The following is a 24,262-nucleotide window of genomic DNA, read 5'->3' on the forward strand; positions in this document are numbered from 1 at the left end:
TGGCATCCTGACACGGAACACGGGATTTCATTTCGGCATGGCTGCAACAGAGGGTTTCGCGGGTCCGATCCTGCATTTTCGGGGCTGCGACACGGGCGGGATGCACCTTGCCGCCATCACGGTCCGGCCCGAGGGCGCGTCGCCGCCCGGCGTTCTTGAAACGCAGGCGGGCCCGGTGGCTCCGGTGCTGCTGGCTTCGGTCGCCGGGCTGTCTGTCTGGCGCCACGATTTCAGCCTGGCAGCCGGCGAACCCGGCTATCGGCTGGAGGGCCGCCTTCATCCCGTCGCGACCCGCCTCGACGGCGACATCCGCTTTGCCTTCGTGTCCTGCAATGGCGAGGAAAATGGCGATCTCGACCGCGATTCGGCCGAACGCAACCTGATGTGGGCGCGCTTGCGGGCGGACCATGCCCGCGCGCCTTTTGCGCTGCTGCTGCAAGGGGGCGACCAGATCTATGCGGACGAGGCGACGCATGGCCACCCGCTGACCGAGGACTGGCCGAAGCACGTGTCCCGCAACCCCTCGGCCGCGGACCTGGACGACCTGGCCGCGCATCTTCGGCGCAGGTTCGTGGAACGCTACATGATGGTGCTGGCGGCCGAGGGCTGCGCGGAGCTGTTCGCCACCGTGCCGTCGCTGTCGGTCTGGGACGATCACGACATCTGCGACGGCTGGGGGTCGCTGCCGGAAAGCCGCACGAATTCGGCAATCGGGCAGGTGCTGTTCACTGTCGCGCGGCAGATGTATCTGCTGTTCCAGCATGGCGCGACCGAGGCCGACGTGCCCGACCTGTTCATGGATCCCGCGGGCCGCAACCTCGGCTGGCGGCGCGACCTGCCGGGGGTCACGCTGTTCGCGCCCGACCTACGGTCCGAGCGGCACCGCAACCGGGTCATGGGACCGGGCGGCTGGAACGCCATCAAGGCCCTGCAGCCGACCGGGGACCACGTCTTTATGGTGTCCAGCGTGCCGCTGCTGGGGCCTCGGCTTTCGCTGGTGGAAACGCTGCTGATGGCGATCCCCCGGATGCAGCACTACGAGGACGACCTGCGCGACCAGTGGCAAAGCCACGCGCATCGCGACGAATGGCGGCGGATGCTGCGGCATGTGCTGCGGATGCGGCAGACCGCGCCCGTCACGATCCTGTCGGGCGAGATCCACCTGGCGACCCGGGCCGAGATGGGGCCCGAGGCGCTGCTGGTCCACCAGCTTGTCGCCTCGGGCATCTCGCACCGCGCGCCGCCCCAGGCCTATGCCCGAGGGCTGGGCCTGTTCGCGGGCCTGGGCGAGGCGCCGCTTCCCGGCCATCCGATCCGGATCAAGCCGCTGCCGGGCCACCGCCATCGCTATGCGGCGGAACGGAACTATCTCACGCTAGACCGCAGGGACGGACGCTGGCAGGCGGTCTGGCATCTGGAGGACAGCGGGCCGACGCCGCCAATGGCGCTGGATCAGGATTGACCGGCGGCGGGCGGGACAAGGAAACGCATGCGTTTCGCGGCCCGCATGCGATGGCCTTCGGGGTCGGCAGCATGGCTGGACAGGGCAGCGCGTGGCGAAGGTAATGGCCTTCGCCGCTGACGGGCAGATGCGTGTCTACCTTTGCGCCTATCGCTCCAGGATCAGCAGGTCCCCCTCGAAGCTGACGCGGGCGAAGGTGCGCAGGTAGGACATGCCCAGCAGCGACCCCTCCATGTCGCCGCCGATCACCCAGGCCCGGACATGGCGGTCCACGATGTCGCCGATGGCGATCTCGTCGATGGTGACGGGGGCGGTCTGCACCCGGCCGTTGGCGGTGATGGCGGTGCCGATATAGGCCAGATCGTTCGGCTCCAGCCCGACGCGGCGGGCATCGGCAGGACCAAGCGCGATGGATGACGCGCCGGTATCGACCATGAAGCGCACCTCCTCTCCGTTCACCTGGGCGGTCAGGTGGAAGTGGCCGTCCCGGCCCACGGGGATCTCGATCCGGCCGCTGTCCAGCACCTGCTGGCGGGGGGCGTTGCCCTGGATGTACCAGTCCGCCGCCACCGTCGCGCCCGCGAAGATCACCGCCCACAGGATGATCTGGCGCAGGACCTGCCCGCCCCGACCCGCCAGTTCGAAGATCATCGCCCCGCCGATCACCAGCAGCAGGACGCCGTAATAGGCCAGTTGCATGGTGTCGTTGGCGGTCATGGGAACAACCCCGATCCCTTCAGCCCGTCGATGACGAACTGCACCGACAGCGCGGCGAGAAGCATCCCCAGCAGGCGGGTGACAACCATGACCCCGGTCCGGCCCAGGGCATTGGCCAGAGGCGTCGCCACGATGAACAGCGCCATGGCGATGGCCAGCACGAACAGCATCACCAGGTTCACCATGAGCATGTGGACAAAGCCCGGCGCCTCGCCCATCAGCAGGATCATCGAGGCGAGCGCCCCGGGCCCCGCCAACAGCGGCATGGCCAGCGGAAAGACCGAAGGATCGTGATGCAGCGGCTCGCCCTCGCCCTGATGCTCGCGCCGCTGGGTGCGGCGTTCGAACAGCATGTCCAGCGCCGTCAGGAACAGCAGCAGGCCGCCCGCGATGCGGAAGGCGGAAATCGAGATGCCGATCGCCGACAGGATCGATTCGCCCGCAAAGCCGAAGATCATCATCAGGATCGCCGCGATCACCAGCGCCCGGAAGCCGATGCGCCGGCGCTGCGCTGCGCTCATTCCCGGGGTCAGCGCGATAAAGACCGGCGCCAGCCCGACCGGGTCGATCACCACGAGCAGAGTGACAAAGGCGGTGACATAAAGCGACAGGTCCATGTTGCCTTATCGCCCGCACGCCCGGCCCTGCCAAGCCGGGCGGCCGGGGGCAGTAGCGTAGAAATAACGTCACTTTGTCGCAGATTGATGACGAAAGCCGCGAATCGTGGCAGGTGGGGTTTCGCTGCGGGGGCCGAAGCTCTATATTTCGCAGATTGGTTGAACCCAGGTCATTGGCCTGACTCTGGAACGGAGAACTGGAATGCACGCACCGTCCCCCATGGCACTGCTCGTCATCGCCATCGTGGTCCTGGTCCTGTTCGGCCGCGGCAAGGTTTCCTCGCTGATGGGCGAATTCGGCAAGGGCATCACTGCCTTCAAGAAGGGCCTGAACGACGGCACCTCGGAAGCCAGCGCCGAACGCAATGCCGCCCTGGACAAGCCCGTCCAGCCTGTCCAGCCCATCCAGCCCGTCCCGGGCACCGAGGCGCGCGACGTCACACCCTCGAACGAACCCCGCGTCTGATCCCGAAGCCCGGGAAAGGGGTTCCTGAATGCTGGATGTCGGGTGGAGCGAGTTGCTGCTGATCGGCGTTGTCGCGCTGATCGTCATCGGCCCCGAGGATTTGCCGAAGCTGTTCCATACCCTGGGCCGGATCACGGCCCGGGCGCGGTCCATGGCGCGCGAATTCACAAGCGCGATGGAGGATGCCGCCAAGGGATCCGGGATCGGCGACGTGACCAAGGATATCAGGGACCTGAAGTCCCTGACCTCGAAGAAGTCCCTGGGCCTGGATGCTCTGGACCGTGCCGCGACGCGGTTCGAGCAGTGGGACCCCAAGGCCAGCCTCGAGAAGGGCACGCAGGCCAGGCCCGATCCGGCGGCGCCTGTCGCGCCCGCCGAGACCAGGGCCGAGAACCGGGCCGTTGACGCGCCCGCCGTGCCTGCGGCAATGCAGGCGGCGAACGACCCCGTGGCGGCTGCGCCCGACAGCCCGCGCCGCATCGCCGGGGTCCGCCGCTCGGACATGAAGGACCACTAAGTGGCATCGCAAGACGTCGATGAGCTGGACGACAGCTCGGCCCCGCTGATCGAACACCTGAAGGAGCTGCGGACCCGGATCATCTGGTCCGTGCTGGCCTTCGTTGTGGCGATGATCCTGTGCTATATCGTCTGGAACCCGATCTACAACTTCCTGACGCAGCCCATCTGCGCCGCGCTGGAGGAGCGGGGCCAGGAATGCGGGCTGATCCTGCTGAAGCTGCAGGAAGGCTTCACGGTCGCCATCCGGATCTCGTTCTTCGGCGGCTTCATCCTGGCCTTTCCGGTGATCGGCTATCAGTTGTGGCGCTTCGTGGCGCCGGGCCTTTACCGCAGCGAAAAGCGGGCTTTCCTGCCCTTCCTGGTCGCGTCGCCCCTGATGTTCGCGCTTGGCGCGGCCTTCGCCTATTACATCATCCTGCCGATGGTGTTCACCTTCTTCCTGGGCTTCCAGCAGGGGCCGTTGGCGCTGCCGGACGATCCCGACGCGACCCAGGGGGCCACGCATCTGGCAGGCATCGTGTTCCAGGGCTCGGTCAGCGAATACCTGAACCTGACGACGCGCTTCATCCTGGCCTTCGGGCTGTCCTTCCAGCTGCCGGTGGCGCTGGCGCTGATGGGCCGGGCCGGGCTGGTGTCGGCCGATACGCTGGCCGGCACGCGCCGCTATGCCGTCGTCGTCATCCTGACGCTGGCCGCCTGCCTGACGCCGCCCGACGTGGGCAGCCAGCTGGTGCTGTTCTCGGTCATCTACGGGCTTTACGAAATCTCGATCCAGATCGTGCGGCGGATCGAGAAGAAGCGCGATGCCGAACTGCGCGCCGAAGGATTGCTTGACGAAGGCGAATGATGCGCGACGTGTCTGATCCCGACGCCCTGACCCGCATTGCCGAGGCGCTGGAGCGGCTGGCCCCGCCGCCCGTTCCCGCGCCCGCCTTTACCGAAGCGGCGGCCTATGTCTGGCATCCCGATCCCGACCGGCTGGAGCCGGTCGAGACCGTCGCCCGCGTCGATCTGGTGCAACTGATCGGCATCGACCGCGCCAAGCGGATCCTGCTGGACAACACGCTGCAATTCGCGCGCGGCTTCGGCGCCAACAACGCGCTGCTGTGGGGCGCGCGGGGGATGGGCAAGTCGTCCCTGGTCAAGGCCGTCCATGCCGAGGCCGTGGCCCAAGGCCTGCCCCTGGTGCTGGTGGAAATCGCCCGCGACGACCTGGGATCGGTGGCGCGGCTGCTGGCGATCCTGGGGAAGGCGCGGGACAAGCGCTTCCTGCTGTTTTCCGACGACCTGTCCTTCAGCCACGACGACACCCAGTACAAGTCGCTCAAGGCGGTGCTGGACGGCGGCATCAGCGGGCGGCCCGCGAACGTGATCCTTTACGCCACGTCGAACCGGCGTCACCTGATGCCCCGCGACATGATCGACAACGAACGCGCCACCGCCATCCATCCGGGCGAGGCGGTCGAGGAAAAGGTGTCGCTGTCGGATCGCTTCGGGCTGTGGCTGGGCTTCCATCCCTGCTCGCAGGACGAATACCTGGCGATGATCGACGGCTACTGCGCCGCCTACGATCTGAAGATCGACCCCCAGACGCTCCGCGCCGAGGCGGTCGAATGGCAGGCCACCCGGGGCGGCCGGTCCGGCCGGGTGGCCTGGCAGTTCTTCACCGACCTGGCCGGGCGGCACGGGATCGCCGTCTAGGTCGGGGGTCGGCCGTCGCCTTGTTCTGGCGTCGGGCGCAGGCTTCCCCCCGGACCGCCTCAGGGCCGGAACATGATCTTGCCGCTGCGGCCTGGCGTCGTTGCGGCGGCGATGGCCTCGGCTGCCTGATCCAGACCGAAGATGCCGCCCGCGGGCAAGGGCAGGGATCCGTCCAGCACCAGCCCGATCAGTTCGCCGAACAGGCGTTGCTTGTCGGCAGGCGATGTTGCCGCAGCCACCTTGGCCCCCCAGAACCCCTTCACCGTCAGTTCCTTGAAGATGATGTCGCCGGTGTTCAGGGGCAGCGTGCCGCCGGTGGCTGACCCGAAGGTCACCAGCAATCCGTCGCTGCCCAGCAGTCCGGTCAGGGCGGTCGCAACTTCGCCGCCGACCGAATCCACGGCCGCGCGGGCGCCCTCCGGGCCGATGATCTCGCGCGCGTGGTCCTGCCAGCCGGACTGGTCGGTGGAGACCACGTTGTCCATGCCAAGACCGGTCAGCTCGCGCGCGGCATCGGCGCGACGAACCAGATTCAACAGGCGGATTCCACGGGATTTCGCCAGAACCGCGACCATCCTGCCAACCGCGCCATTGGCGGCGGTCTGGATTACCCAGTCGCCGGGCTTCACGCCCAGGAACTCGACCAGGGTGATGGCGCTGAACGGCATCGCGATCAGTTGCGCGGCGGCCTCGTCCGGCATGGCATCGGGCACCGGAATGGCTCCGGCTGCCGGGGCCGTGAACCGTTCGGCCCAAGCGCCTTCGATCCCCGCCACGGCGACACGGCGGCCGACCAGGGCGGCGTCCACGCCCTCACCGACGGCCTCGACGATGCCGGCCGCCTCGCTGCCGCCGATGGCGGGCAGGGCAGGGCGCACACCATAGGTGCCGCGAACGGTCCACAGGTCGTGGTTGTGGATCGGCGCCAGAAGCGTGCGGACCAGGATCCGCCCCGGACCGGGCGCGGGCTCGGGGCTGTCGGCCGAGGTCAGGACCTGGGCCGGATCGCCGAAGGTGTCGTACCGGATACTGCGCATCGTGATCTCCTTGCGTGTCATCGGCCTTTGCATCTAGTTCGCCGAACGCGACAGTTCCACTGCGACACCCCGCCCCAGGTGCCGGGCGTACGCCAGACAGATCGCTTTTGCCTGCAACTTCTTCACTCTCCCGCTGTTGTGCCAGATGCAACTGACAAGGAAGTGCCGAATGGTCCAGGAACCCAAACCCAAGCGCGGTATGCCTCGTTCGCTCATTTATGCGCTGATCCCGGCAGGGTTCCTGCTCATGGTCGCGTTCATGGTGCTGTCGGGACGGGACACGACGGAAACGGCGGCCGAGGCAGCAGCCGAGCAGGGGGCGCCAGTGACCCAGACGACCGAGGGGACGACGGAAACCTCCAACTGATTCTGCCCACGTGTCGTCGATGGCGGCGTCCGGCAGCCATGCTCGCTTGACGCCACGCCCTGCATCGGCCATGCCCCGCGCATGCTGCGCATCGATGACATCTCCTATTCCATCCAGGGGCGCCCCTTGTTCGAGGGCGCCTCGGCCACCATCCCCGAAGGCCACAAGGTCGGCCTTGTCGGCCCCAACGGCGCGGGCAAGACCACGCTGTTCCGCCTGATCCGGGGCGAACTGTCGCTTGACGGGGGCGAGATCAGCCTGCCGTCCCGCGCCCGCATCGGCGGCGTCGCGCAAGAGGCGGCGGGCACCGCCACCACGGTCCTGGAAACCGTGCTGGCCGAGGACAAGGAGCGCGCGGCCCTGCTCGCGGAAAGCCACACCGCCACGGATGCCCATCGCATCGCCGAAATCCAGACCCGGCTGGCCGATATCGACGCCTGGTCGGCCGAGGCGAGGGCGGCCTCGATCCTGGACGGCCTGGGCTTTTCCACCGCCGACCAGGCGCGGCCGACCAGCGACTTTTCCGGCGGCTGGCGGATGCGGGTCGCGCTGGCGGGCGTTCTGTTCGCGCAGCCCGACCTGCTGCTGCTGGACGAACCCACGAACTATCTGGACCTGGAAGGCGCGCTCTGGCTGGAAACCTATCTGGCGCGCTATCCCCATACGGTCATCATCATCAGCCACGACCGCGACCTGCTGAACCGCGCTGTGGGCCATATCCTGCATCTCGAGGCGCGCAAGCTGACGCTGTATACCGGCGGCTATGACGATTTCGCCCGGATGCGCGCGGAACGCCGCGCCCTTCAGGCGGCCGAGGCGAAGAAGCAGGCCGACCGCCGCGCCCATCTGCAAAGCTTCGTGGACCGCTTCGGCGCCAAGGCCAGCAAGGCCCGCCAGGCGCAGGCCCGCGTCAAGATGCTGGCCAAGATGGAGCCGATCACCGCGCCCGAGGAGGCGAAGTTCCACCGCTTCGGCTTTCCCCAGCCCGAGGAACTGTCCCCGCCCATCGTTGCGATGGAGGGGACCAGCGTCGGCTATGACGGCCGCCCGGTGCTGCGCAAGCTGACCCTGCGCATCGACCAGGACGACCGCATTGCCCTGCTGGGCCGGAACGGGCAGGGCAAGTCCACGCTGTCCAAGCTTCTGGCCGAGCGCCTGCCCGCGATGGAGGGCAAGCTGACCCGGTCGTCCAAGCTGCGGATCGGCTATTTCGCCCAGCACCAGGTCGACGAACTGGATTTGGCCGAGACGCCCCTGGACCATATCCGCAGGCTTCGCCCGAACGAGACGCCCCCAAGGCTGCGCGCAAGGCTGGCGGGCTTCGGCTTGATGGAGGCGCAGGCCGAAACCAAGGTTGGCCAGCTGTCGGGCGGCCAGAAGGCGCGGCTGTCGCTGCTGATCGCCACCATCGACGCGCCGCATCTGCTGATCCTGGACGAACCGACCAACCACCTGGACATCGAATCCCGCGAGGCGCTGACCGAGGCGCTGAACGACTATACCGGCGCGGTGGTGCTGGTCAGCCACGACATGCATCTGCTGGCGCTGGTCGCGGACCGGCTGTGGCTGGTCAAGGACGGCGCGGTGGCCCCCTACGAGGGCGATCTGGACGATTACCGCCGCTTTCTGCTGGGCGGGGACGAACCCAGGCGGGTGGAGGAAAAGCCGAAAGCCGCCCCCAAGCGCGCCGCCCGGGACGAGGTGCTGGCGCTCCGCGCCGAGGTCCGCCGGGCCGAGGAGCGCGTCGAGAAGCTGACCGCCATGCTGGAAAAGCTGGACGTGAAGCTGGCCGACCCCGCCCTGTACAACGACCCGTACGAGGCCAAGCGCTGGACCTCCAAGCGCGCCGAGGCCGTTCAGGCCATGGCGCGGGCCGAGGATCTGTGGATGGCGGCCTTGGAAAGCCTTGATGTTGCCGAACGGGGATAGGCTGTTGCGCAAATGTGCCGCCTGGCGGGCCATGGCGCGCTGACGGCGCGTCGCGCCTTGTGCGGATTGACGATTCGACCCTAGGAAGCGTTTACATCCCGCCGACCCCCTTGAAGGATCCGACCATGAAATCCCTGCTGGCCCTTGCCGTTCTTGCCGCATCCGCTGCCACGGGTGCCCACGCGCAGGATTTCGGTCTTGAAGGCCGCGAGTTCTCGGTCGATCTGGGGGTCGGCGTGGATGTCGGCCCCGACTACCCGGGTTCCGACGACGCCGAAGCCCGACCCGTGCTGATCTGGCGCAACGCGGGCTTCACCGAGCCCGGCAGCGACGTGCGCCAGGGCCTCGGCATCTCGCCCTCCTTCAACATGGAGGGAGAGCGCGAGGCCTCGGACAACGAGGACCTTGCGGGGATGGAGGACATCGACCGCGCCTACGAACTGGGTCTGCGGGTCAGCTACGCCTGGGGCCCGCTCGTTGCCTTCGGCACGCTGCGCCAGGGCTTCGAGGGGCACGAGGGCCTGACGGGCGAGATCGGCGGCAGATATCGTACCGACCTGTCGGACCGCCTGTCGCTGTGGTCGGGCCTGTCGCTGGGTTATGGTGACGGCGACTACAACGGCACCTATTTCGGCGTGACTCCTGCCGAGGCCATCCCCGGCCGCCCCGCCTACGACATCGGCGGCGGCTTCAACCTGGCCGCCATCAGCTTCGAGGCGCGTTACGCCGTGACCGACAACATCGCCCTGGTGGGCGAGATCAAATACGGCAAGCTGATCGGCGACGCGGGGGATTCCCCGGTCGTGCAGGACGAATACCAGCCCTCGCTCAGCGTCGGGATCGTGCGCAAGTTCTCGTTCCAGTTCTGATCGGGACCAGTTCCGATCGGGCCCAGTTCTGATCGGACGACGACATTCAGGAAAGGCCGCGGCATCGCCCGCGGCTTTTTTCATTGCGCAGGTCACGGCGCGCCAGAATGCTGCCTGGGCTGTCGATCTTCGAGGAGGGGGGATTGGAGCGGGTGAAGGGAATCGAACCCTCGTATTCAGCTTGGGAAGCTGCTGCTCTACCATTGAGCTACACCCGCGTGGCGCCTTCGCTAACTCATGGCAAGCGCGGCGTCAAGCGTCAGACAAGGCCCATTTCCGCCAGCGCGGCGGCCATTTGCGGCGGCAGGATCTCGTCGCCCTCGCGGCCGCGCGGCATGTCGGCAGGGGCGTCGCCGGCCTGCAGGTAGCGCCAGCCCTGGAACGGGCGGCGCGGCACGGCGGTCACCGGCACCAGGTCGCGGTCCAGGATCAGGGCGCAACGGCGGATGCCGTCCTCGTGGAAATGCTCGTCCAGCCGGATGATGCGCTGGCGGGCCAGCATGACACCCTTGAACACCCAGAAGATCGACCCCCCCGCCAGCAGCTCTTCTTCCCGCTTGGGCCACATGCGGGTGACGTGGACCGCATGGCCGTCGCCGAAGCGACGCTGCCAATGGGCCAGATCCTCGGGGCCTTCGGCGCCCACGCAAAGCTTCATGAGGTGGAGTTGTGCTGACATGACCGCAAGATAAGGGGCAGGGCAGGGCGTCACAAGGCCGCCCGCAAGCGAAAAGGCCGCGCGGAATGGCGCGGCCTTTCGGACAGTTGTCAAAGGACGATCACAGCTCGTCCAGAGCCTCGACGGCCTTTTCCAGTTCTTCCTTGGTGACGGTCTTTTCCTCGACCTTCGCCTGCTCGGCGATGTGGTCGACGACCTTGTCCTCGAAGATCGGGGCGCGCAGCTGCTGCTGCACCGCCTGGTTCTGCTGCACGAACTCGAAGAAGGCGCGTTCCTGGCCGGGATACTGACGCGCGGCGCGCAGCACGGCCTGGGTCATCTCCTGGTCGGTGACGGTCACCTCGGCCTTCTGGCCGATCTCGGCCAGCAGCAGGCCCAGACGGACGCGGCGCTCGGCCAGCTTCTTGTGCTCGTCGGTCGGCTCGATGCTGCCGTGGTTGTGGTCGTGGACCTCGGGGTTTTCCTCGTGCCACAGCTGGTGGGCGATCTGGTGCGCCTCGGCCTCGACCAGCGATTCGGGCAGGTCGAACTTCACCTTCTCGTCCAGCTGGTCCAGCAGCGAACGCTTGAGGATCGCGCGGGCGGCACCGGCATATTCCTGCTCCAGGCGGCCGGCGATCTGCTTCTTCAGCGCGTCCAGATCCTCGGCGCCGAATTTCTTGGCCAGCTCGTCGTCGATCTGCGCTTCCGCGGGCGACTTGACGGCCTTCACCTTGCATTCGAAGGTGGCGTCCTTGCCGGCCAGGTGCGGGGCGCCGTATTCCTCGGGGAACTTGACGTTCACGGTCACGTCGTCACCGTCCTTGGCGCCGACCAGCTGATCCTCGAAGCCCGGGATGAAGCTGTTCGAGCCCAGAACCAGCGGATAGTCCTGCGCCTCGCCGCCCTCGAAGGCTTCGCCGTCGACGAAGCCCTTGAAGTCGATCACGACCTGGTCGCCATCCTTGGCCTTGCTGCCCTTCTTGCGGTCCTCGAAGGACTGGGCCGATTTCGCCAGGTTTTCCAGCGCCTCGTTGATCGCGGCTTCCTCGGCCGGGACGGTCAGCTTTTCCAGCGTCAGGCTGGACAGGTCCACCTCGGGGATGGGCGGCAGCGCCTCGTACGAGACGTTGACGACGACATCGTCGCCTTCCTTCCAGGTCTCGCCGTTCTGCATCTCGACCTTGGGCTGGGTCGCGGGACGGTCGCCGGATTCGTCCAGGTGCTTCTTCAGCGCGCCGTCGATGGCTTCCTGCATGGCGTCGCCCAGGATGCGCGGGCCGAACTGCTTCTTCAGCATGGCCATCGGGACCTTGCCCTTGCGAAAGCCCTTCATCTCGACTTCGGGCTGCGCTTCCTTCAGCTTCGCATCGACCGTTGCGGCCAGATCGGCTGCCGGCAGGGTGAACTGGTAGCCCCGCTTGAGACCTTCGTTCTGGGTTTCCTTGACCTGCATCATCGTCCTCATGCCATAAGGGCCGCCAAAGCCCGGCGGCCTGAAAAATTCCCGCCCTTCTAGTCGCGGGGGCGGGCCGCTGCAAGCGGAACTGCGGCGGCGAGGACGGCGTTTTATACCACCCCTTTCCTGTCCGAGGCCCGTCATGACCCGCATCAGCGTCCTTCTTGCCACCAGTTTCCTCGCGCTCGGCACCGGTTGGGCGCAAACCACCCCGGCCCCGACCCCGGCCCCTGCCGTGAGCCAGCCCCGCGCCGCGGACCAGGCTCCGGCGGCACAAACCCAGGAACAGGGCCAGTCCGGCGAAGGCAACTGCCCCGCCCGCGACACCGTGGCCGAGGCAGCGACCCCCCCGCAGCCGGGTTCCGACAGCACCGAGGCCAACAATTCCGGCACCAGCGGATGGAGCGGGGGCCTGGGCGGTTCCCACCTCGGCACCAACACGCAGGGCGCGGTGACGGCCTCGCCCACCTGGCAGCCGCCCACGGCGCGCGGACTGGATCTCAAGGGCCGGGCCGAGCCCGTAGCGGCTCTCGTGCCCGCCGGGTGCTGATCAGTTCAGGATCGGGACGGTCGGTTCGGCGTCGTCCAGCCGCAGGCGCAGCCCGCCGCGGTTGAAGAACTCTCCGTCGCGGATCAGCGTCCGGTCGCCGTTCAGCGCGCGCACCAACTGGTCCAGCCGGTCGCGGGCGATGTTGTCCGCCACCAGCCCTTCGCGCCCTGCCCGGAACATCACGACACCGTCCCAGGCCACGCCAGATCGGTCCAGGTGATCGGCCATCTGCGGCCAGTCGATATCGTCGCCGATCACATGCAAATGGGTGGACTTCAGCAGATCGACGCGCCCTGCGCCGATGCCGACCAGGACGATCAGCACGGTGAACCCTTGGGTTTCGGCAAAGGTCGCCCAAAGCCAGTCGTCGAAATCGGTGTCACTCATGGCTGGCCTGCGGAGGATGGCGGAAGGGAATGGGAGTCGAACCCACCCGGGACAGTCTCGCTGCCCCAACCGGATTTGAAGTCCGGCCGCCCCACCGGGGACGATTCCCTTCCGTGTTCTGACTTGGGTTCGCCGAACAGGTCGGCGCGATGCGGGTTGATGCGACGTAAATCGCCCCGGCGCAAGGTCAGGCCGTGGCGGTCGAAGAAATCCAGGATCTCGATGGCGACCTTGCGGCCGTTCTGCACCCGGTCTCGAAAGGCGGGGGCGGTGAACCAGCCATCGGGCGCCTGCGCCGCCACGTCGCGGATGATCGCCACCATTTCCGCCGTGACGGGCCGCGCGAAGAAATGATCCTGCGCGATCTGGTCGGTGCGGCCCAGCCTTTGCGTCAGGCGCAGGACGCGGCGGACCTCGCGTTCGTCGATGCCGAATTCGGCGGCGAAATCGCGCACCCGGGGCGGGCGGAAGCGCATCTCTCCCACCAGGGCGGGGGCGATGCGGTTCCATAGGGCCTCGTCCTCGGGGGTCAGGCGGACCTCGTGGCCGGGCAGGCGGACAAAGGCGCCATCCAGCACGGCGCGGCCCGCATCGGCTTCGCTGCGCAGGAAGGCAAGGGCCGCGTCCTTGGGCAGGCGCGGCTGCAAAGCCAAGCGCAGGCGTTCGCGGCCCAGTCCGGGCAGGTCGGGATTGTCCTCGTGGAACTGCGTCAGCGCCTCGGTCAACTGCCGTTGCAGGCTGCCGAGCGTGTGACGCCCGATCGCCAGGTCGCCGATGGTCGCGGCATCGGCGTTGCGGATGGCCTCGGCCAAAGCGGCCCGCGACAGGCTGCGGTCGCGGGCAAAGACGGGCAGGTCGACGGGGGCCACGGCCAGCATCGCGGCCAGCGCCGCGGCGGGATCCTCGGCGCGGGCGGCCCGGATCAGGGCCAGCCGTTCGGGCGTGCGGCGCTTGCGGGCGGGGGCGCGCAGGTCCAGGAAGCGCCCGCCGCCGATCGTCCGGTTGGCCGAGACATCGCGCAGGATGAAGCGGTCGTGGACCGCCGCCGCGATGGGACGGTCCAGGACGATCTGCACCGGGCCGCTGCTTCCCGGCTGGATCGGGTCGGACAGCGGCACGATCCGCGCGCCCGCCTCGACCGCGTGGCTGTGCAGGCGGGCGGGGAACCAAGTACCGATGGGCCTGAGTTCGGACGGCAGCACCGTCAGCCAGGCGTCGATCCGGTCGGTGGGCGCGTGCAGCGCGGGGGCCAGCACCAGGTCGCCGCGATGGATGGCGTCCTTGCTGATCGCCTCTCCGGCCAGGTTCAGGGCGCAGCGCTGGCCTGCCAGGCCTTCGGTCGCGGGGCGGTTCTGGGCGTGGATGCCGCGCACCCGGGCGGGCAGGCCGGAAGGGCTGACGATGACCTGATCGCCAACGGCCACCCGCCCCGTAAGCATGGTCCCGGTGACGACGGTGCCCGCGCCGGACAGGGTAAAGCTGCGATCCACGGCCAGCCGCACCGGGCCCTCGGCATGGCGGGCGGTGGTCTGGGCCTCGGCTGCGACAAGGGCGCTGCGCAGGGCCTCGACCCCCTCGCCGGTCAGGGAGGACACGGGCAGGATCGGCGCGTCGGCCAGGGCGGTACCCTCAAGCGCCGCGCGGATTTCGGCGGTGACAGCCGCGCGCCGCGCCTCATCGGCCAAGTCGGCCTTGGTCAGGGCCACGAGGCCGCGCCCGATGTCCAGCAGGTCCAAGATCGCCACATGCTCGCGGGTCTGCGGCATGACGCTGTCGTCGGCGGCGACCACCAGCAGCGCCATGTCGATGCCGCCCGCGCCCGCCAGCATGGTATGGATCAGCCGTTCGTGCCCCGGCACATCGACAAAGCCGGTGACGCTGCCGCCGCCCAGGTCGGCATAGGCAAAGCCCAGGTCGATGGTGATGCCGCGCGCCTTCTCCTCGGCCAGCCGGTCGGCATCGGTGCCGGTCAGCGCCTTCACAAGCGCGGTCTTGCCGTGGTCGATATGCCCCGCCGTGCCGACGATCATAGCGCGGCCAGGGCCCCGAGCAGATCCTCGTCGCGATCAAGGCAGCGCAGGTCCAGGATCAGCGCGCCGTCGCGGATGTGGCCGACGACCGGGCAGGGCAGGGCGCGCAGTGACGCGGCCAGCCGGTCGGGCGCGTCGCCGCCCTTGCCGGTCAGCCGCAGCCCCGCCGAGGGGATCGTCTCGGTCGGCAGCGAACCCGAGCCTATCTGGCTGGCGCAATCGGTCGCGCCTGCGTCGAAGCCATGAGGTGCCAGCAGGGGGGCCACCTGCGGCGCCAGCCGGGCGGCCTGCGCGGCGATGTCGGCCTGCGGTCGCGACAGCCAACGCAGTGTCGGCAGGCGTTCGGCCAGACGATCCGGGTCGCGATACAGGCGCAGCGTTGCCTCCAGCGCCGCGATGCGGATCTTGTCCAGGCGGACGGCCCGCTTCAACGGGTTCCTGTTGATCTGCGCGATCAGGTCGCGCCGGCCGACGACAAAGCCGGCCTGTGGCCCGCCCAGAAGCTTGTCGCCCGAGAAGGTGACCAGATCCGCGCCCTCGGCCACGGCTTCGGCCACGGTCGGCTCGCGGCGCAAGCCGTAGGCCGCCAGATCGACCAACGACCCGGAGCCCAGGTCGTTCAGCAGCACCACGCCCGCCTTCTTCGCGATCCGGGCCAGGGCGGGGGCGGGGACTTCGGCGGTGAAGCCCTCGATGCGGTAGTTCGAGGTATGGACCTTGAGGATCAGCCCCGTGTCCGGCGTGATCGCGTCTTCGTAATCGCGGGGATGGGTGCGGTTGGTCGTGCCGACCTCGACCAGATGGACGCCCGCGCGGGCCATGATGTCGGGCATCCGGAAGGCACCGCCGATCTCGATCAGCTCGCCGCGCGAAACGATGGCCTGCCGTCCCTGCCCGAAGGTGTTCAGCGCGATCAGCACGGCGGCGGCGTTGTTGTTGACGATCGTGGCATCCTCGGCCCCGGTCAGCTCGCACAGAAGCCCGCGCAGGTGATCGTCGCGCTGCCCGCGCCCGCCGGTGCCAAGGTCGAATTCCAGGGCCAGCGGCGCGGCCATGGCGGCGGATGCGGCGCGGATCGCCGCGTCGGCCAGGATCGCGCGGCCCAGGTTGGTGTGCAGCACGGTGCCCGTCAGGTTCAGCATCGGGCGCAGCTTCGACTGCGCGGCGGCGGCCAGGTCGGCGGCAAGCAGATGGGGCAGGCGCGCGGCCTCGGCCCCGCCATCGGCGCCCTCGCGGATCGCGTCGCGCGCCGCGTCAAGTCGGGCGCGCAGGGCGCCTGTCACCGCGGCGCGGCCATGGCTGTCGACCAGCGCGCGGCCCATTTCGGACAGCAGGACCTGATCGACCGAGGGCAGCGCGCGGAATCCCTGCATCAGTAGCCTGCGATGAAGGGGTTGAAGCCGCCTCGCCGGAAGTCGGTGTCCTTCATCAGCATGTCCAGGCCCAGGCTGGACACGTCATCGGCAATGGGCTCAAGGCTCGGATTCTTGTTCTGGTAGAGTATCTTCACCCAACTGCCGCATTCGCCGCACAATTCGGCCTTCACCGTCGCCTCGTCGGTTTCCACGCTGCGATAGCTGATGCCCTTGGTCGAGCCGCAGCAGAGACAGACCACGCGCACCTCGTTCCATTGCGTGGCGCAGCAGCCGCAGGTCGCATAGCGGGTGTTCTCGACCCCCGCCGCGCCCTGGACCGAGGACGTCGCCGGACGCCCGCCGCAGGTGGGGCAGGTGCCGGTCCGAATCTTGACCAGCTTCGCCGGATCCAGCGTGGCTGCCAGCCGCGCCAGATGCAGCTGCACCGCAGCGCCGACGAACAGATGGGGCGCGGCGCTGTCTTCCGGGATGCGGTCGGACAGGATGTTCTCCAACAGCCAGTGTCGGTCGGCGATGCCCGCCGCCGTCACCGCCGACAGCGCAAGCCGCGCCGGTTCGGGCATGGTCAGCGCGCCGGCCTCGGCCAGGAAGCGGTCCAGGGTGGCGTGCATCGCTTCGTCCGCTGCCATGGCCACCCGGTCGATGGGGGGCATCCGGCTGGACCGGGCAAGCTCGACCCGGTCGGCGGGGATCGGCGTCACCGCAGGCAGTTCGCGGGCCAGCCGCGCCTGCAGGGCCGTCAGGTCGGCCAGGAAGCGCAGGTAGGGCGCCAGGTTGCCGCCGTGATCCGCCAGGAAGGCGAACCGCCCCGCGCGCTTGTCAAAGACCGCTGCCGCGTCGGGCAAAAAAGCCAGCGGCGCCGTGGGGACGCCGCCGATGACCGAGGGATCGGGATTGAGAGTGTTGTTCATGTCTTCTCCGGGCCGGACCGGCCACTTGCATCCGCATTATTCTGCAGGGCCCTTCTGGCGGCGTCCAGCCAGTTCCCGCAGCCATTTGCGATGGTGGCGATAGGCCCAACCGCCGGTGACCGTGCCCCGCGTCATCGCCCGCAGCGTGCCGCGCGTCCAGAAGGCCGCATAGACATGCAGGATGAAGACCAGGATGATCGCCACAGCCGCCAGCGAATGGGTCAGCACGGCCCAGCGGCGTGTTGGGATCGTGACCAGTTCGCCGAAGAACTGTTCCCAGATCATCACGCCCGAGACGATCAGCACGACGATCAGGATCGTCATGCCCCAGAAGATGAACTTCTGCCCCGCGTTGTACTTGCCAAGCTCGGGCAGGTTCTCCTCGTTGCCCTTCACCACGTCGCCGATCTGGGACAGCCATTTCCGGTCGTCGGGCGTGGGCAGGTTCAGCCGCCACAACTGGATGAACATGACCATGAAGCTGACGAACAGGACTACGCCGATGACAGGGTGCAGCCAGCGGGCATTCTGCCCGCCGCCGAACAACCCGGTCAGGAAGTACAGCGACGGGTGGAAGAAGGCCAAGCCCGAGATCAGCAGAAGGATCAGCGTGATCGCCGTGATCCAGTGGTTCGCCCGGATGAAGCCCCGGTAACGGCTGACCGTCACCGGATGGATGCTTTCGATCCGGTCGCCCGGTTCGGAATACAGGGGGCGCGCCATCAGACACTTCCCCCGTCGCCATCGCCGGACTGGACCAGCTTCTCGGCCTCCTGCTCCTCGTGCGCGTCAACCTTGTTGGCGCGGGCGAAGATGCCGTGGATCGCGGCGCCGACGGCAGCCACGCCCATGACGGCCAGACCCGCCGTCTTGGTCACGCCCTTCCAGCCCTCGACCACCGGAGAGATGCGCGGCTCGTCCGGCAGCCCGTCATAGATCGAAGGCTTGTCCGCATGATGCAGCACATAGAAGACATGCGTCCCGCCGACGCCGGGGGGGTCATAGATCCCGGCGTTGTCGTAGCCGCGCGACTTCAGATCCGCGACCCGGTCGTTCGCATGGGCGATCATGTCCTCCTTGGTGCCGAAGACGATCGCCTGCGTCGGGCAGGCCTTGGCGCAGGCCGGGCCCTGGCCCACGGCCACGCGGTCGGAACAGAGCGTGCACTTGTAGCTCTTGTGATCGACCTTGCTGATGCGGGGGATGTCGAAGGGACAGCCCGTCACGCAATAGCCGCAGCCGATGCAGTTCTCGTGGATGAAATCGACGATGCCATTGGAATACTGCACGATGGCGCCGGGCGCCGGGCAGGCCTTGAGGCAGCCCGGATCCTCGCAATGCATGCAGCCGTCCTTGCGGATCAGCCATTCCAGGTTGTCGGTTTCCGGGTTCACCCATTCGGTAAAGCGCATCAGGGTGAACATGTTGGGCGTCAGGTCGTGGGGGTTTTCATAGACCCCCACGTTCTCCTCGACTTCGGGCTTGGTGTCGTTCCACTCGATACAGGCGGACTGGCAAGCCTTGCAGCCGATGCACTTGCTGACATCGATCAGCTTGGCGACCTTGGTCAGCTGGCGTTCAGGCTGCGGCACGTCCTTGGTGGCCGAAATCCGGACCACGTCGGAGGGCAGCAGATTGGACGCGATGGGCTGGACCGGCGGGTTCGACGCCGCGGTCTTGGGTTGGGGCGCGGTTTCGCTCATGCCACCGGCTCCTCGGCTGAAGGTTCGATATTGACCATGAAGGCCTTGAATTCAGGCGTCTCCACGTTGGCGTCGCCGACCTGGGAGGACAGGCTGTTCGGGCCGAAGCCCTTGCGCGCCGCGCCCATGAAGCCCCAGTGCAGCGGAATGCCGATCACATGGACGGTCTTGCCGTCGATCTGCATCGGCCGGATCCGCTTGGTCACCAGCGCCTTGGCCCAGACCTCGCCCCGCTTGCTCCAGACGCGGACGCGCCCGCCCCGTTCGATGCCCCGCTCGGCCGCCAGTTCCTCGCTGATCTCCACGAAGAACTCGGGCTGCAACACGGCGTTCACCGGGTTGTGCTTGGTCCAGTAGTGGAAATGCTCGGTCAGGCGATACGAGGTCGCGACGCAGGGGAATTCGGGATCCCCGATGGCGGCGAACTTCTCGGCGTCGGATTCGAAGACCCGCGCCACCGGATTGCCCCGCATCTTGGGGTTGAACACGTTGGCAATGGGCGCCTCGAACGGCTCCATGTGGGTGGGGAAGGGGCCGTCCCGCATCATGCCCCGGCTGAACAGGCGCGACACGCCTTCGGGGTTCATGATGAAGGGATGCACCTCGCCCGGCTTTGCCGTCACCGGGATGTCCGGCACGTCATAGCCTTCCCACTTCTCGCCCGTCCATTCGATGATCTTGCGCGACGGATCCCAGGGCTTGCCCTGCAGGTCGCAGGACGCGCGGTTGTACAGGATCCGCCGGTTCGCGGGCCATGCGAAGGACCAGTTGAGGAAGGCTCCGGTGTCGTCGGGGTCGTTGTTGTCCCGCCGCGCCATCATGTTGCCGTCCTCGGTCCAGCTGCCGCCATAGATCCAGCAGCCGCCCATCGTCGATCCGTCGTCGCGATACTGGCCGAAGTTCGCCAGTTGCTGACCCGCCTCGGCCACGACCTTGGTCGTGTCCTTGAGGTCATAGACGGTCCGCAGCGCGCGGCCGTTCATTTCGCGCGCCAGTTCGTCCGGCATCGGCTCGCCCGGGTCGGCATAGTCCCAGGTCAGGTTCAGGATCGGGTCGGGGAAGACGCCGCCTTCCTCCTGGTAGAGCTTTTTCACCCGCAGGAAGATCTGCGCCATGATCCAGGTGTCGTGCTTGGCCTCGCCCGGAGGGGTCGCCCCCGCCCAGTGCCATTGCAGCCAGCGGCCCGAGTTCACCAGCGCGCCTTCGTCCTCGGCAAAGCAGGTGGTGGGCAGCTCCAGCACCTCGGTCTGGATGGCCGCGCTGTCCACGTCGTTGTAGATGCCGTGGTTCTGCCAGAAATGCGCCGTTTCCGTGGCCAGCGGATCCATGATCACCAGCATCTTCAGCTTGGAAAACGCCTCGGTCATCTTGCCGCGGTTGGGGAAGGACAGAAGCGGGTTGAAGCCCTGGCAGAAGTACAGGTTCACCTTGCCGTGGTTCATCAGCTCGAACATGCGCATGCCGTCATAGGCGGGCACGTCGAGCTTCGGCAGATAGTGATAGGCCCAGTCGTTTTCGGCCGTGGCGGCATCCCCCCACATGGCCTTCATGAAGCTGACCATGAACTTGGAGTAGTTCTGCCAGTAGCTGGTCTGGCCCGGCACGATCGGCTTGAAGCCGCGGGTGGACATGTAGGTCGCCCAGTCCGCTTCCATCTCGGTCGGGATGTTCAGGTATCCCGGGATCAGGTTCGACATCAGGCCGATGTCGGTCAGGCCCTGGATGTTGGAATGGCCGCGCAGCGCGTTCATCCCGCCGCCCCGGACGCCGATATTGCCCAGGATCAGCTGCAGCATCGCCATGCCGCGGATGTTCTGCGCACCCTTGGAGTGCTGCGTCCAGCCAAGCGCATACATCGAGGTCATGGTCTTGGTCGGCGTCGAGCATTCCCCGATCATCTCGCAGATCGTCAGGAACTTGTCCTTGGGCGTGCCGCAGATGCGTTCGACGAATTCCGGCGTATAGGCATCGACATGCGCCTTGAGCAGGTTCCAGACGCAGCGCGGGTCCTGCAGCGTGGGATCGGTCTGGACAAAGCCGTCCGGGCCCATCTTGTAGTCCCACGAGGACTTGTCGTAGTCGCGCTTTTCCTCGTCATAGCCGGTGAAAAGCCCGTCGGACCAGCCGAACTCGTCCTTCACCAGGAAGCTGGCGTTGGTGTAGTTGCGGACATAGTCCCACTGCACCTTGTCGTTCTCGATCATCCAGCGGATCGCGCCCATCAGGAAGGCGATGTCGCTGCCCGGACGGATCGGCGCATAGAAATCCGACACGGAGGCCGTGCGGGTATAGCGCGGATCGACCACGATCAGCTTGGCGCCGCGATGGTGCTTGGCCTCGGTCACCCATTTGAAGCCGCAGGGATGCGCTTCAGCGGCGTTGCCGCCCATGACGATGACAAGGTCGGTATTCTTGATGTCGGTCCAGGAGTTGGTCATCGCTCCACGGCCAAATGTCGGGCCCAAACTGGACACCGTGGGGCCGTGTCAGACGCGCGCCTGGTTATCGAATCCGACGATCCCCATGGACCGGACCGTCTTGTAGGTCAGCCATGCGGTTTCGTTTGTGGTTGCCGATGCCGCCAGGAAGCCGGTCGTGGTCCAGCGGTTGACGGGCACGCCCGCCTCGTTCGTCTGGATCAGGTTGGCGTCGCGGTCGTCCTTCATGGCGCGGGCGATCTTGTCCAGCGCCTCTTCCCAGGTGATGTCCTGGAATTCGCTGGCGCCTGCCGGGCGGTAGCGCGGCTTGGTCAGGCGCGTCGGCGCGTGGACGAAGTCCTTGAGCGCGGCGCCCTTGGGGCACAGCGTCCCGCGGTTCGTCGGGTGGTCCGCGTCGCCCTCGATATGGATCAGTTCCGCGGTTTCGCCCGCCTTCACGTCACCCTTGGAATACAAGATGATCCCGCAGGCGACCGAGCAGTAGGGACAGGTGTTGCGCGTTTCCGTGGTCGTGGCCAGCTTGAAGGCGCGCACATGCGCCTGTTCCGCCGCCTCGGCCTCGCCGAAGCCCATGGCTCCAAGCGATGTTGCCGCAACCCCCGCACCCGCCAGCCTCAGAAAGCCGCGGCGCGAAAGGTCGATGTTCATGAGACCCCTCCTGCTGCCTGTCGATAGATAGGTACAAGAGAAGATTCTGCTGACCGGACGGTCAAAAGTCAAGGCAAGCAGGGGGGAGGACAAGGTAACGTGACGCGACGGACCGTCGGTCTGCAAGGACCTTTTTTGCTGGTGCGCGGCGAGGGACTCGAACCCCCACGCCGAAGCGGTTGGACCTAAACCAACTGCGTCTACCAATTCCGCCAGCCGCGCACGCGCCCAGCCTTACGCCGGGACGGGCGGCGCGGTCAACGGGTCATCGCGATGGCGATCTGCGCGGCAAGCCGGGCGTTGTTCAGGACCAGGGCGATGTTGGAGGCCAGCGAGCGGCCTTCGGTCAGTTCGAAGATGCGCTGCAGAAGGAAGGGCGTGACCTCCTTGGCGGCAATGCCTTGGGCCTCGGCCTCGGACAGGGCCTGTTCGATCACCGGCATGATGGCGTCGCGGGCGATTTCCGCGTCGGGCGGGATGGGGTTGGCGACCAGCTGGCCGCCCTTCAGGCCAAGCCGGGCGCGCATGTCGGCGGCGGCGGCGATCTCCGCCGCGCTGTCCATGCGCAGCGGCGCCTTGATGCCGCTGCTGCGCGACCAGAAGGCGGGCAGTTCGTCCTGGCCATAGGCGATCACGGGAACGCCCAGGGTTTCCAGAACCTCCCATGTCTTCGGCAGATCCAGGATCGCCTTGGCCCCTGCGGCGACCACCGTCACCGGGGTCTGGGCCAGTTCCTGCAGGTCGGCCGAGATGTCGAAGCTGGTTTCCGCCCCGCGATGCACCCCGCCGATGCCGCCGGTCGCAAAGACGCGGATGCCCGCCAGATGCGCGCAGATCATGGTGGCGGCGACGGTTGTGGCGCCCGTGCGGCCATTGGCAAGGCAGACCGCCAGATCGGCGCGCGACAGCTTCATGGCCTGGTCTGACGGCGTTTGCGCCAGGGCCTCCAGGGCGTCGTCGGTCAGGCCGACATGGATCTGCCCGCCCATCACGGCGATGGTGGCGGGCACGGCGCCGTTGTCGCGGATCACCTGTTCGACCTGACGCGCCATCTCCAGGTTCTGCGGATAGGGCATCCCGTGGGTGATGATCGTCGATTCAAGCGCGACAACGGGGCGCCCGGCCGCAAGGGCGTCGGAGACTTCGGGAGAGAAGGTCAGGGGGGCGGTCATGGAACGTCCTTTCCGGAAACATGGGCGGCCGAGGCCTCGACGGCCCGGCGCAGCGCTTCCTCGCGCGGCTGGTGGTTCAGTTCGGCGGCAAGATGCGCCGCAAGGAAGCAGTCGCCCGCGCCGGTCACGCGGGCCACGGTGACGGCGGGCGGGGTCAAGGTCAGGGTGGGCGCGCCCGCCATCGCCTCGGCCGCGGGGCGGGGGCCGTCGGTCACCAGCACGCGGGCGGCGCCGCGCGCGACCACGGCCTGCGCGGCTGTCGCGGCATCGGGGCAGGCGCGCCCGGCCAGGATCTCGGCTTCGAGCCGGTTGAGGTAAAAGCAGCCGCGGCGGGCGGCGATCAGCGGCTCCAGCCGCTCGGCCTTGCCGGGACTGGCCGGGACCACGCGCAGGTCGGCCCGGGCCAGGCGCGGGTCTCGGGCGATGGTGGCCAGCAGATCCTCGGTCAGGTTGCCGTCCAGGACGACGGGGGCGGTCCAGCCGGACAGCGCGCCGTCCAGCGGCGCCAGGATCGCCGTGCCGGCGTCCTCCAGGCTGTGGACATCGGCAATGGCGGCGATCAGCCCCTCGCTGTCCTCGATGCCCATGTAGGTGTCGGTCGGAAGGCCCGTGTCGCGCGCCAGATGCGCGGTGATGACGCCAAGCCGCCCGGCCTCGGCCACCAGGGCCTCGCCCTCGGGGTCGCGGCCGACGGCGGACAGGACGGCGGGGCGCAGGCCCCAGCGGGCAAGTGCCACCGCCACGTTCAGCGCCACGCCGCCGGGGATGTGGCGGATGCGGCCCGGTACGTCGGCGCCCGGCGCCATGCGGCGCGGCGCGCGGCCGATCACGTCCCACAGCATCGCGCCGATGCAGAGGATATCGGGGCCTGTCGTCATTCCTTGGTCCAGCTTTGCATCTCGGCTTCCAGAAAGCGTTCGAAATCGTCCAGATCGACGGGATCGAACTGCCCGAATCCCTGCATCCAGACCGAGGCCGCGCGCATCCCGTCCGGGTCCAGCTTGCACCAGGTGATCCGGCCCCGGCGTTCCTGCCGGATCAGGCCCGCCGCCGCAAGGACCGACAGGTGCTTGGAGATGGCGGCAAGGCTCATCTGGAAGGGGGCCGCCACGTCGCTGACGGCCATGTCGTCCTCAAGCAGCATCGACAGCACGCGCCGCCGCGTGGCGTCGGCCAGGGCCGCGAAGATCAGGTCCAGCCGGTCGGGCGAGGGGGTGTTCATCACGGGTCCATGCAGCCGGATGAC

Annotated in this window: 24 protein-coding genes, 3 tRNA genes and 1 pseudogene; 9 read left to right on the plus strand and 19 right to left on the minus strand. The window is 67.8% G+C overall.

Going from position 1 to position 24,262, the window contains the following annotated elements:
- Window positions 1–37 precede the first annotated feature (37 nt).
- Window positions 38–1,462, plus strand: a complete 1,425-nt coding sequence (locus tag OU682_RS03980) for an alkaline phosphatase D family protein (protein ID WP_268940776.1) — start codon at window positions 38–40, stop codon at window positions 1,460–1,462.
- 147 nt (window positions 1,463–1,609) lie between these two features.
- On the opposite strand, the gene OU682_RS03985 is transcribed toward OU682_RS03980, so the two are convergent.
- Together OU682_RS03985 and OU682_RS03990 are read right to left on the minus strand one after the other, a co-directional pair.
- Window positions 1,610–2,179 (minus strand): retropepsin-like aspartic protease family protein, encoded by a 570-nt coding sequence (locus OU682_RS03985; protein WP_268940777.1) that lies wholly within the window; start codon window positions 2,177–2,179, stop codon window positions 1,610–1,612.
- A complete protein-coding gene (locus OU682_RS03990) occupies window positions 2,176–2,796 on the minus strand; it encodes a MarC family protein (protein ID WP_268940778.1) in 621 nt (206 codons plus the stop codon). Before OU682_RS03990 ends, OU682_RS03985 begins: the two co-directional genes overlap by 4 nt.
- A 202-nt stretch (window positions 2,797–2,998) precedes the next feature.
- Here OU682_RS03990 and OU682_RS03995 point away from each other — a divergent pair, with 202 nt between their 5' ends.
- From OU682_RS03995 to OU682_RS04010, 4 genes are read left to right on the plus strand one after another with little or no spacing between them, the layout of a single operon-like run.
- Window positions 2,999–3,262 carry a twin-arginine translocase TatA/TatE family subunit gene (locus OU682_RS03995; protein ID WP_268940779.1) on the plus strand — a complete coding sequence of 88 codons (264 nt, stop codon included), beginning with the start codon at window positions 2,999–3,001 and terminating at the stop codon, window positions 3,260–3,262.
- Between the two features lie 28 nt (window positions 3,263–3,290).
- Complete coding sequence (gene tatB, locus OU682_RS04000; protein WP_268940780.1) at window positions 3,291–3,779, plus strand: Sec-independent protein translocase protein TatB; 489 nt, start codon at window positions 3,291–3,293, stop codon at window positions 3,777–3,779.
- Window positions 3,780–4,628, plus strand: coding sequence for a twin-arginine translocase subunit TatC (gene tatC, locus OU682_RS04005; RefSeq protein WP_268940781.1), 849 nt, complete (start codon window positions 3,780–3,782; stop codon window positions 4,626–4,628).
- Window positions 4,628–5,482 (plus strand): ATP-binding protein, encoded by an 855-nt coding sequence (locus tag OU682_RS04010; RefSeq protein ID WP_371832200.1) that lies wholly within the window; start codon window positions 4,628–4,630, stop codon window positions 5,480–5,482. Before tatC ends, OU682_RS04010 begins: the two co-directional genes overlap by 1 nt.
- A gap of 59 nt (window positions 5,483–5,541) precedes the next feature.
- On the opposite strand, the gene OU682_RS04015 is transcribed toward OU682_RS04010, so the two are convergent.
- Entirely contained in the window at window positions 5,542–6,519 is a 978-nt protein-coding gene (locus OU682_RS04015; RefSeq protein ID WP_268940782.1) for a zinc-binding dehydrogenase, read from the minus strand.
- Between the two features lie 169 nt (window positions 6,520–6,688).
- Here OU682_RS04015 and OU682_RS04020 point away from each other — a divergent pair, with 169 nt between their 5' ends.
- The 3 genes from OU682_RS04020 (at window position 6,689) to OU682_RS04030 (ending at window position 9,684) form a co-directional block, all read left to right on the plus strand.
- Window positions 6,689–6,886 carry a hypothetical protein gene (locus tag OU682_RS04020; protein ID WP_268940783.1) on the plus strand — a complete coding sequence of 66 codons (198 nt, stop codon included), beginning with the start codon at window positions 6,689–6,691 and terminating at the stop codon, window positions 6,884–6,886.
- 81 nt (window positions 6,887–6,967) lie between these two features.
- Window positions 6,968–8,815: an ABC-F family ATP-binding cassette domain-containing protein gene (locus OU682_RS04025; protein WP_268940784.1), complete on the plus strand. Its 1,848-nt coding sequence runs from the start codon at window positions 6,968–6,970 to the stop codon at window positions 8,813–8,815.
- 125 nt (window positions 8,816–8,940) lie between these two features.
- The gene (locus tag OU682_RS04030) at window positions 8,941–9,684 is read left to right on the plus strand and encodes a MipA/OmpV family protein (protein WP_268940785.1); all 744 of its coding nucleotides are present in this window, start codon (window positions 8,941–8,943) and stop codon (window positions 9,682–9,684) included.
- Between the two features lie 144 nt (window positions 9,685–9,828).
- On the opposite strand, the gene OU682_RS04035 is transcribed toward OU682_RS04030, so the two are convergent.
- The 3 genes from OU682_RS04035 to tig form a co-directional block, all read right to left on the minus strand.
- Window positions 9,829–9,902: transfer RNA gene (locus tag OU682_RS04035), tRNA-Gly, on the minus strand.
- Between the two features lie 41 nt (window positions 9,903–9,943).
- Window positions 9,944–10,363: a DUF1489 family protein gene (locus OU682_RS04040; protein ID WP_268940898.1), complete on the minus strand. Its 420-nt coding sequence runs from the start codon at window positions 10,361–10,363 to the stop codon at window positions 9,944–9,946.
- Window positions 10,364–10,463: 100 nt separating this feature from the next.
- Window positions 10,464–11,798: a trigger factor gene (tig, locus tag OU682_RS04045; RefSeq protein WP_268940899.1), complete on the minus strand. Its 1,335-nt coding sequence runs from the start codon at window positions 11,796–11,798 to the stop codon at window positions 10,464–10,466.
- 238 nt (window positions 11,799–12,036) lie between these two features.
- On the opposite strand from tig, the gene OU682_RS04050 reads away from it, so the two are divergent.
- Window positions 12,037–12,351, plus strand: a complete 315-nt coding sequence (locus OU682_RS04050; protein ID WP_268940786.1) for a hypothetical protein — start codon at window positions 12,037–12,039, stop codon at window positions 12,349–12,351.
- Here the strand turns inward: OU682_RS04050 and OU682_RS04055 are convergent, their stop codons facing one another.
- The 13 genes and pseudogenes from OU682_RS04055 to OU682_RS04110 all read right to left on the minus strand — a co-directional run bounded on the left by OU682_RS04055 (window position 12,352) and on the right by OU682_RS04110 (window position 24,238).
- Window positions 12,352–12,738 carry a hypothetical protein gene (locus OU682_RS04055; RefSeq protein ID WP_268940787.1) on the minus strand — a complete coding sequence of 129 codons (387 nt, stop codon included), beginning with the start codon at window positions 12,736–12,738 and terminating at the stop codon, window positions 12,352–12,354.
- Between the two features lie 17 nt (window positions 12,739–12,755).
- Window positions 12,756–12,851 (minus strand) — tRNA-Sec (locus OU682_RS04060).
- A gap of 105 nt (window positions 12,852–12,956) precedes the next feature.
- Window positions 12,957–14,768 (minus strand): annotated as a pseudogene (selB, locus tag OU682_RS04065) (selenocysteine-specific translation elongation factor); the annotation flags it as partial.
- Window positions 14,765–16,141: an L-seryl-tRNA(Sec) selenium transferase gene (selA, locus tag OU682_RS04070; RefSeq protein ID WP_268940788.1), complete on the minus strand. Its 1,377-nt coding sequence runs from the start codon at window positions 16,139–16,141 to the stop codon at window positions 14,765–14,767. The pseudogene selB and the gene selA, both read right to left, overlap by 4 nt.
- Complete coding sequence (fdhE, locus tag OU682_RS04075; RefSeq protein WP_268940789.1) at window positions 16,141–17,055, minus strand: formate dehydrogenase accessory protein FdhE; 915 nt, start codon at window positions 17,053–17,055, stop codon at window positions 16,141–16,143. The genes selA and fdhE overlap by 1 nt, the downstream gene beginning before the upstream one ends.
- Window positions 17,056–17,091: 36 nt before the next feature.
- Window positions 17,092–17,778: a formate dehydrogenase subunit gamma gene (locus tag OU682_RS04080; RefSeq protein ID WP_268940790.1), complete on the minus strand. Its 687-nt coding sequence runs from the start codon at window positions 17,776–17,778 to the stop codon at window positions 17,092–17,094.
- Complete coding sequence (fdxH, locus tag OU682_RS04085) at window positions 17,778–18,758, minus strand: formate dehydrogenase subunit beta (RefSeq protein ID WP_268940791.1); 981 nt, start codon at window positions 18,756–18,758, stop codon at window positions 17,778–17,780. Before fdxH ends, OU682_RS04080 begins: the two co-directional genes overlap by 1 nt.
- A complete protein-coding gene (fdnG, locus tag OU682_RS04090; RefSeq protein WP_503634210.1) occupies window positions 18,755–21,232 on the minus strand; it encodes a formate dehydrogenase-N subunit alpha in 2,478 nt (825 codons plus the stop codon). The genes fdxH and fdnG overlap by 4 nt, the downstream gene beginning before the upstream one ends.
- 12 nt (window positions 21,233–21,244) lie before the next feature.
- Entirely contained in the window at window positions 21,245–21,844 is a 600-nt protein-coding gene (locus tag OU682_RS24540; RefSeq protein ID WP_503634212.1) for a twin-arginine translocation signal domain-containing protein, read from the minus strand.
- A gap of 139 nt (window positions 21,845–21,983) precedes the next feature.
- A tRNA-Leu gene (locus tag OU682_RS04095) sits at window positions 21,984–22,066 on the minus strand.
- Between the two features lie 35 nt (window positions 22,067–22,101).
- Entirely contained in the window at window positions 22,102–23,016 is a 915-nt protein-coding gene (locus OU682_RS04100) for a pseudouridine-5'-phosphate glycosidase (protein WP_268940793.1), read from the minus strand.
- Complete coding sequence (locus OU682_RS04105) at window positions 23,013–23,894, minus strand: PfkB family carbohydrate kinase (protein ID WP_268940794.1); 882 nt, start codon at window positions 23,892–23,894, stop codon at window positions 23,013–23,015. The genes OU682_RS04100 and OU682_RS04105 overlap by 4 nt, the downstream gene beginning before the upstream one ends.
- Window positions 23,891–24,238 carry an ArsR/SmtB family transcription factor gene (locus OU682_RS04110; protein ID WP_268940795.1) on the minus strand — a complete coding sequence of 116 codons (348 nt, stop codon included), beginning with the start codon at window positions 24,236–24,238 and terminating at the stop codon, window positions 23,891–23,893. Before OU682_RS04110 ends, OU682_RS04105 begins: the two co-directional genes overlap by 4 nt.
- Between the last annotated feature and the right edge of the window lie 24 nt (window positions 24,239–24,262).

It is taken from the genome of Paracoccus benzoatiresistens (assembly GCF_026913015.1).
Taxonomy (GTDB): Bacteria; Pseudomonadota; Alphaproteobacteria; order Rhodobacterales; family Rhodobacteraceae; genus Paracoccus; species Paracoccus benzoatiresistens.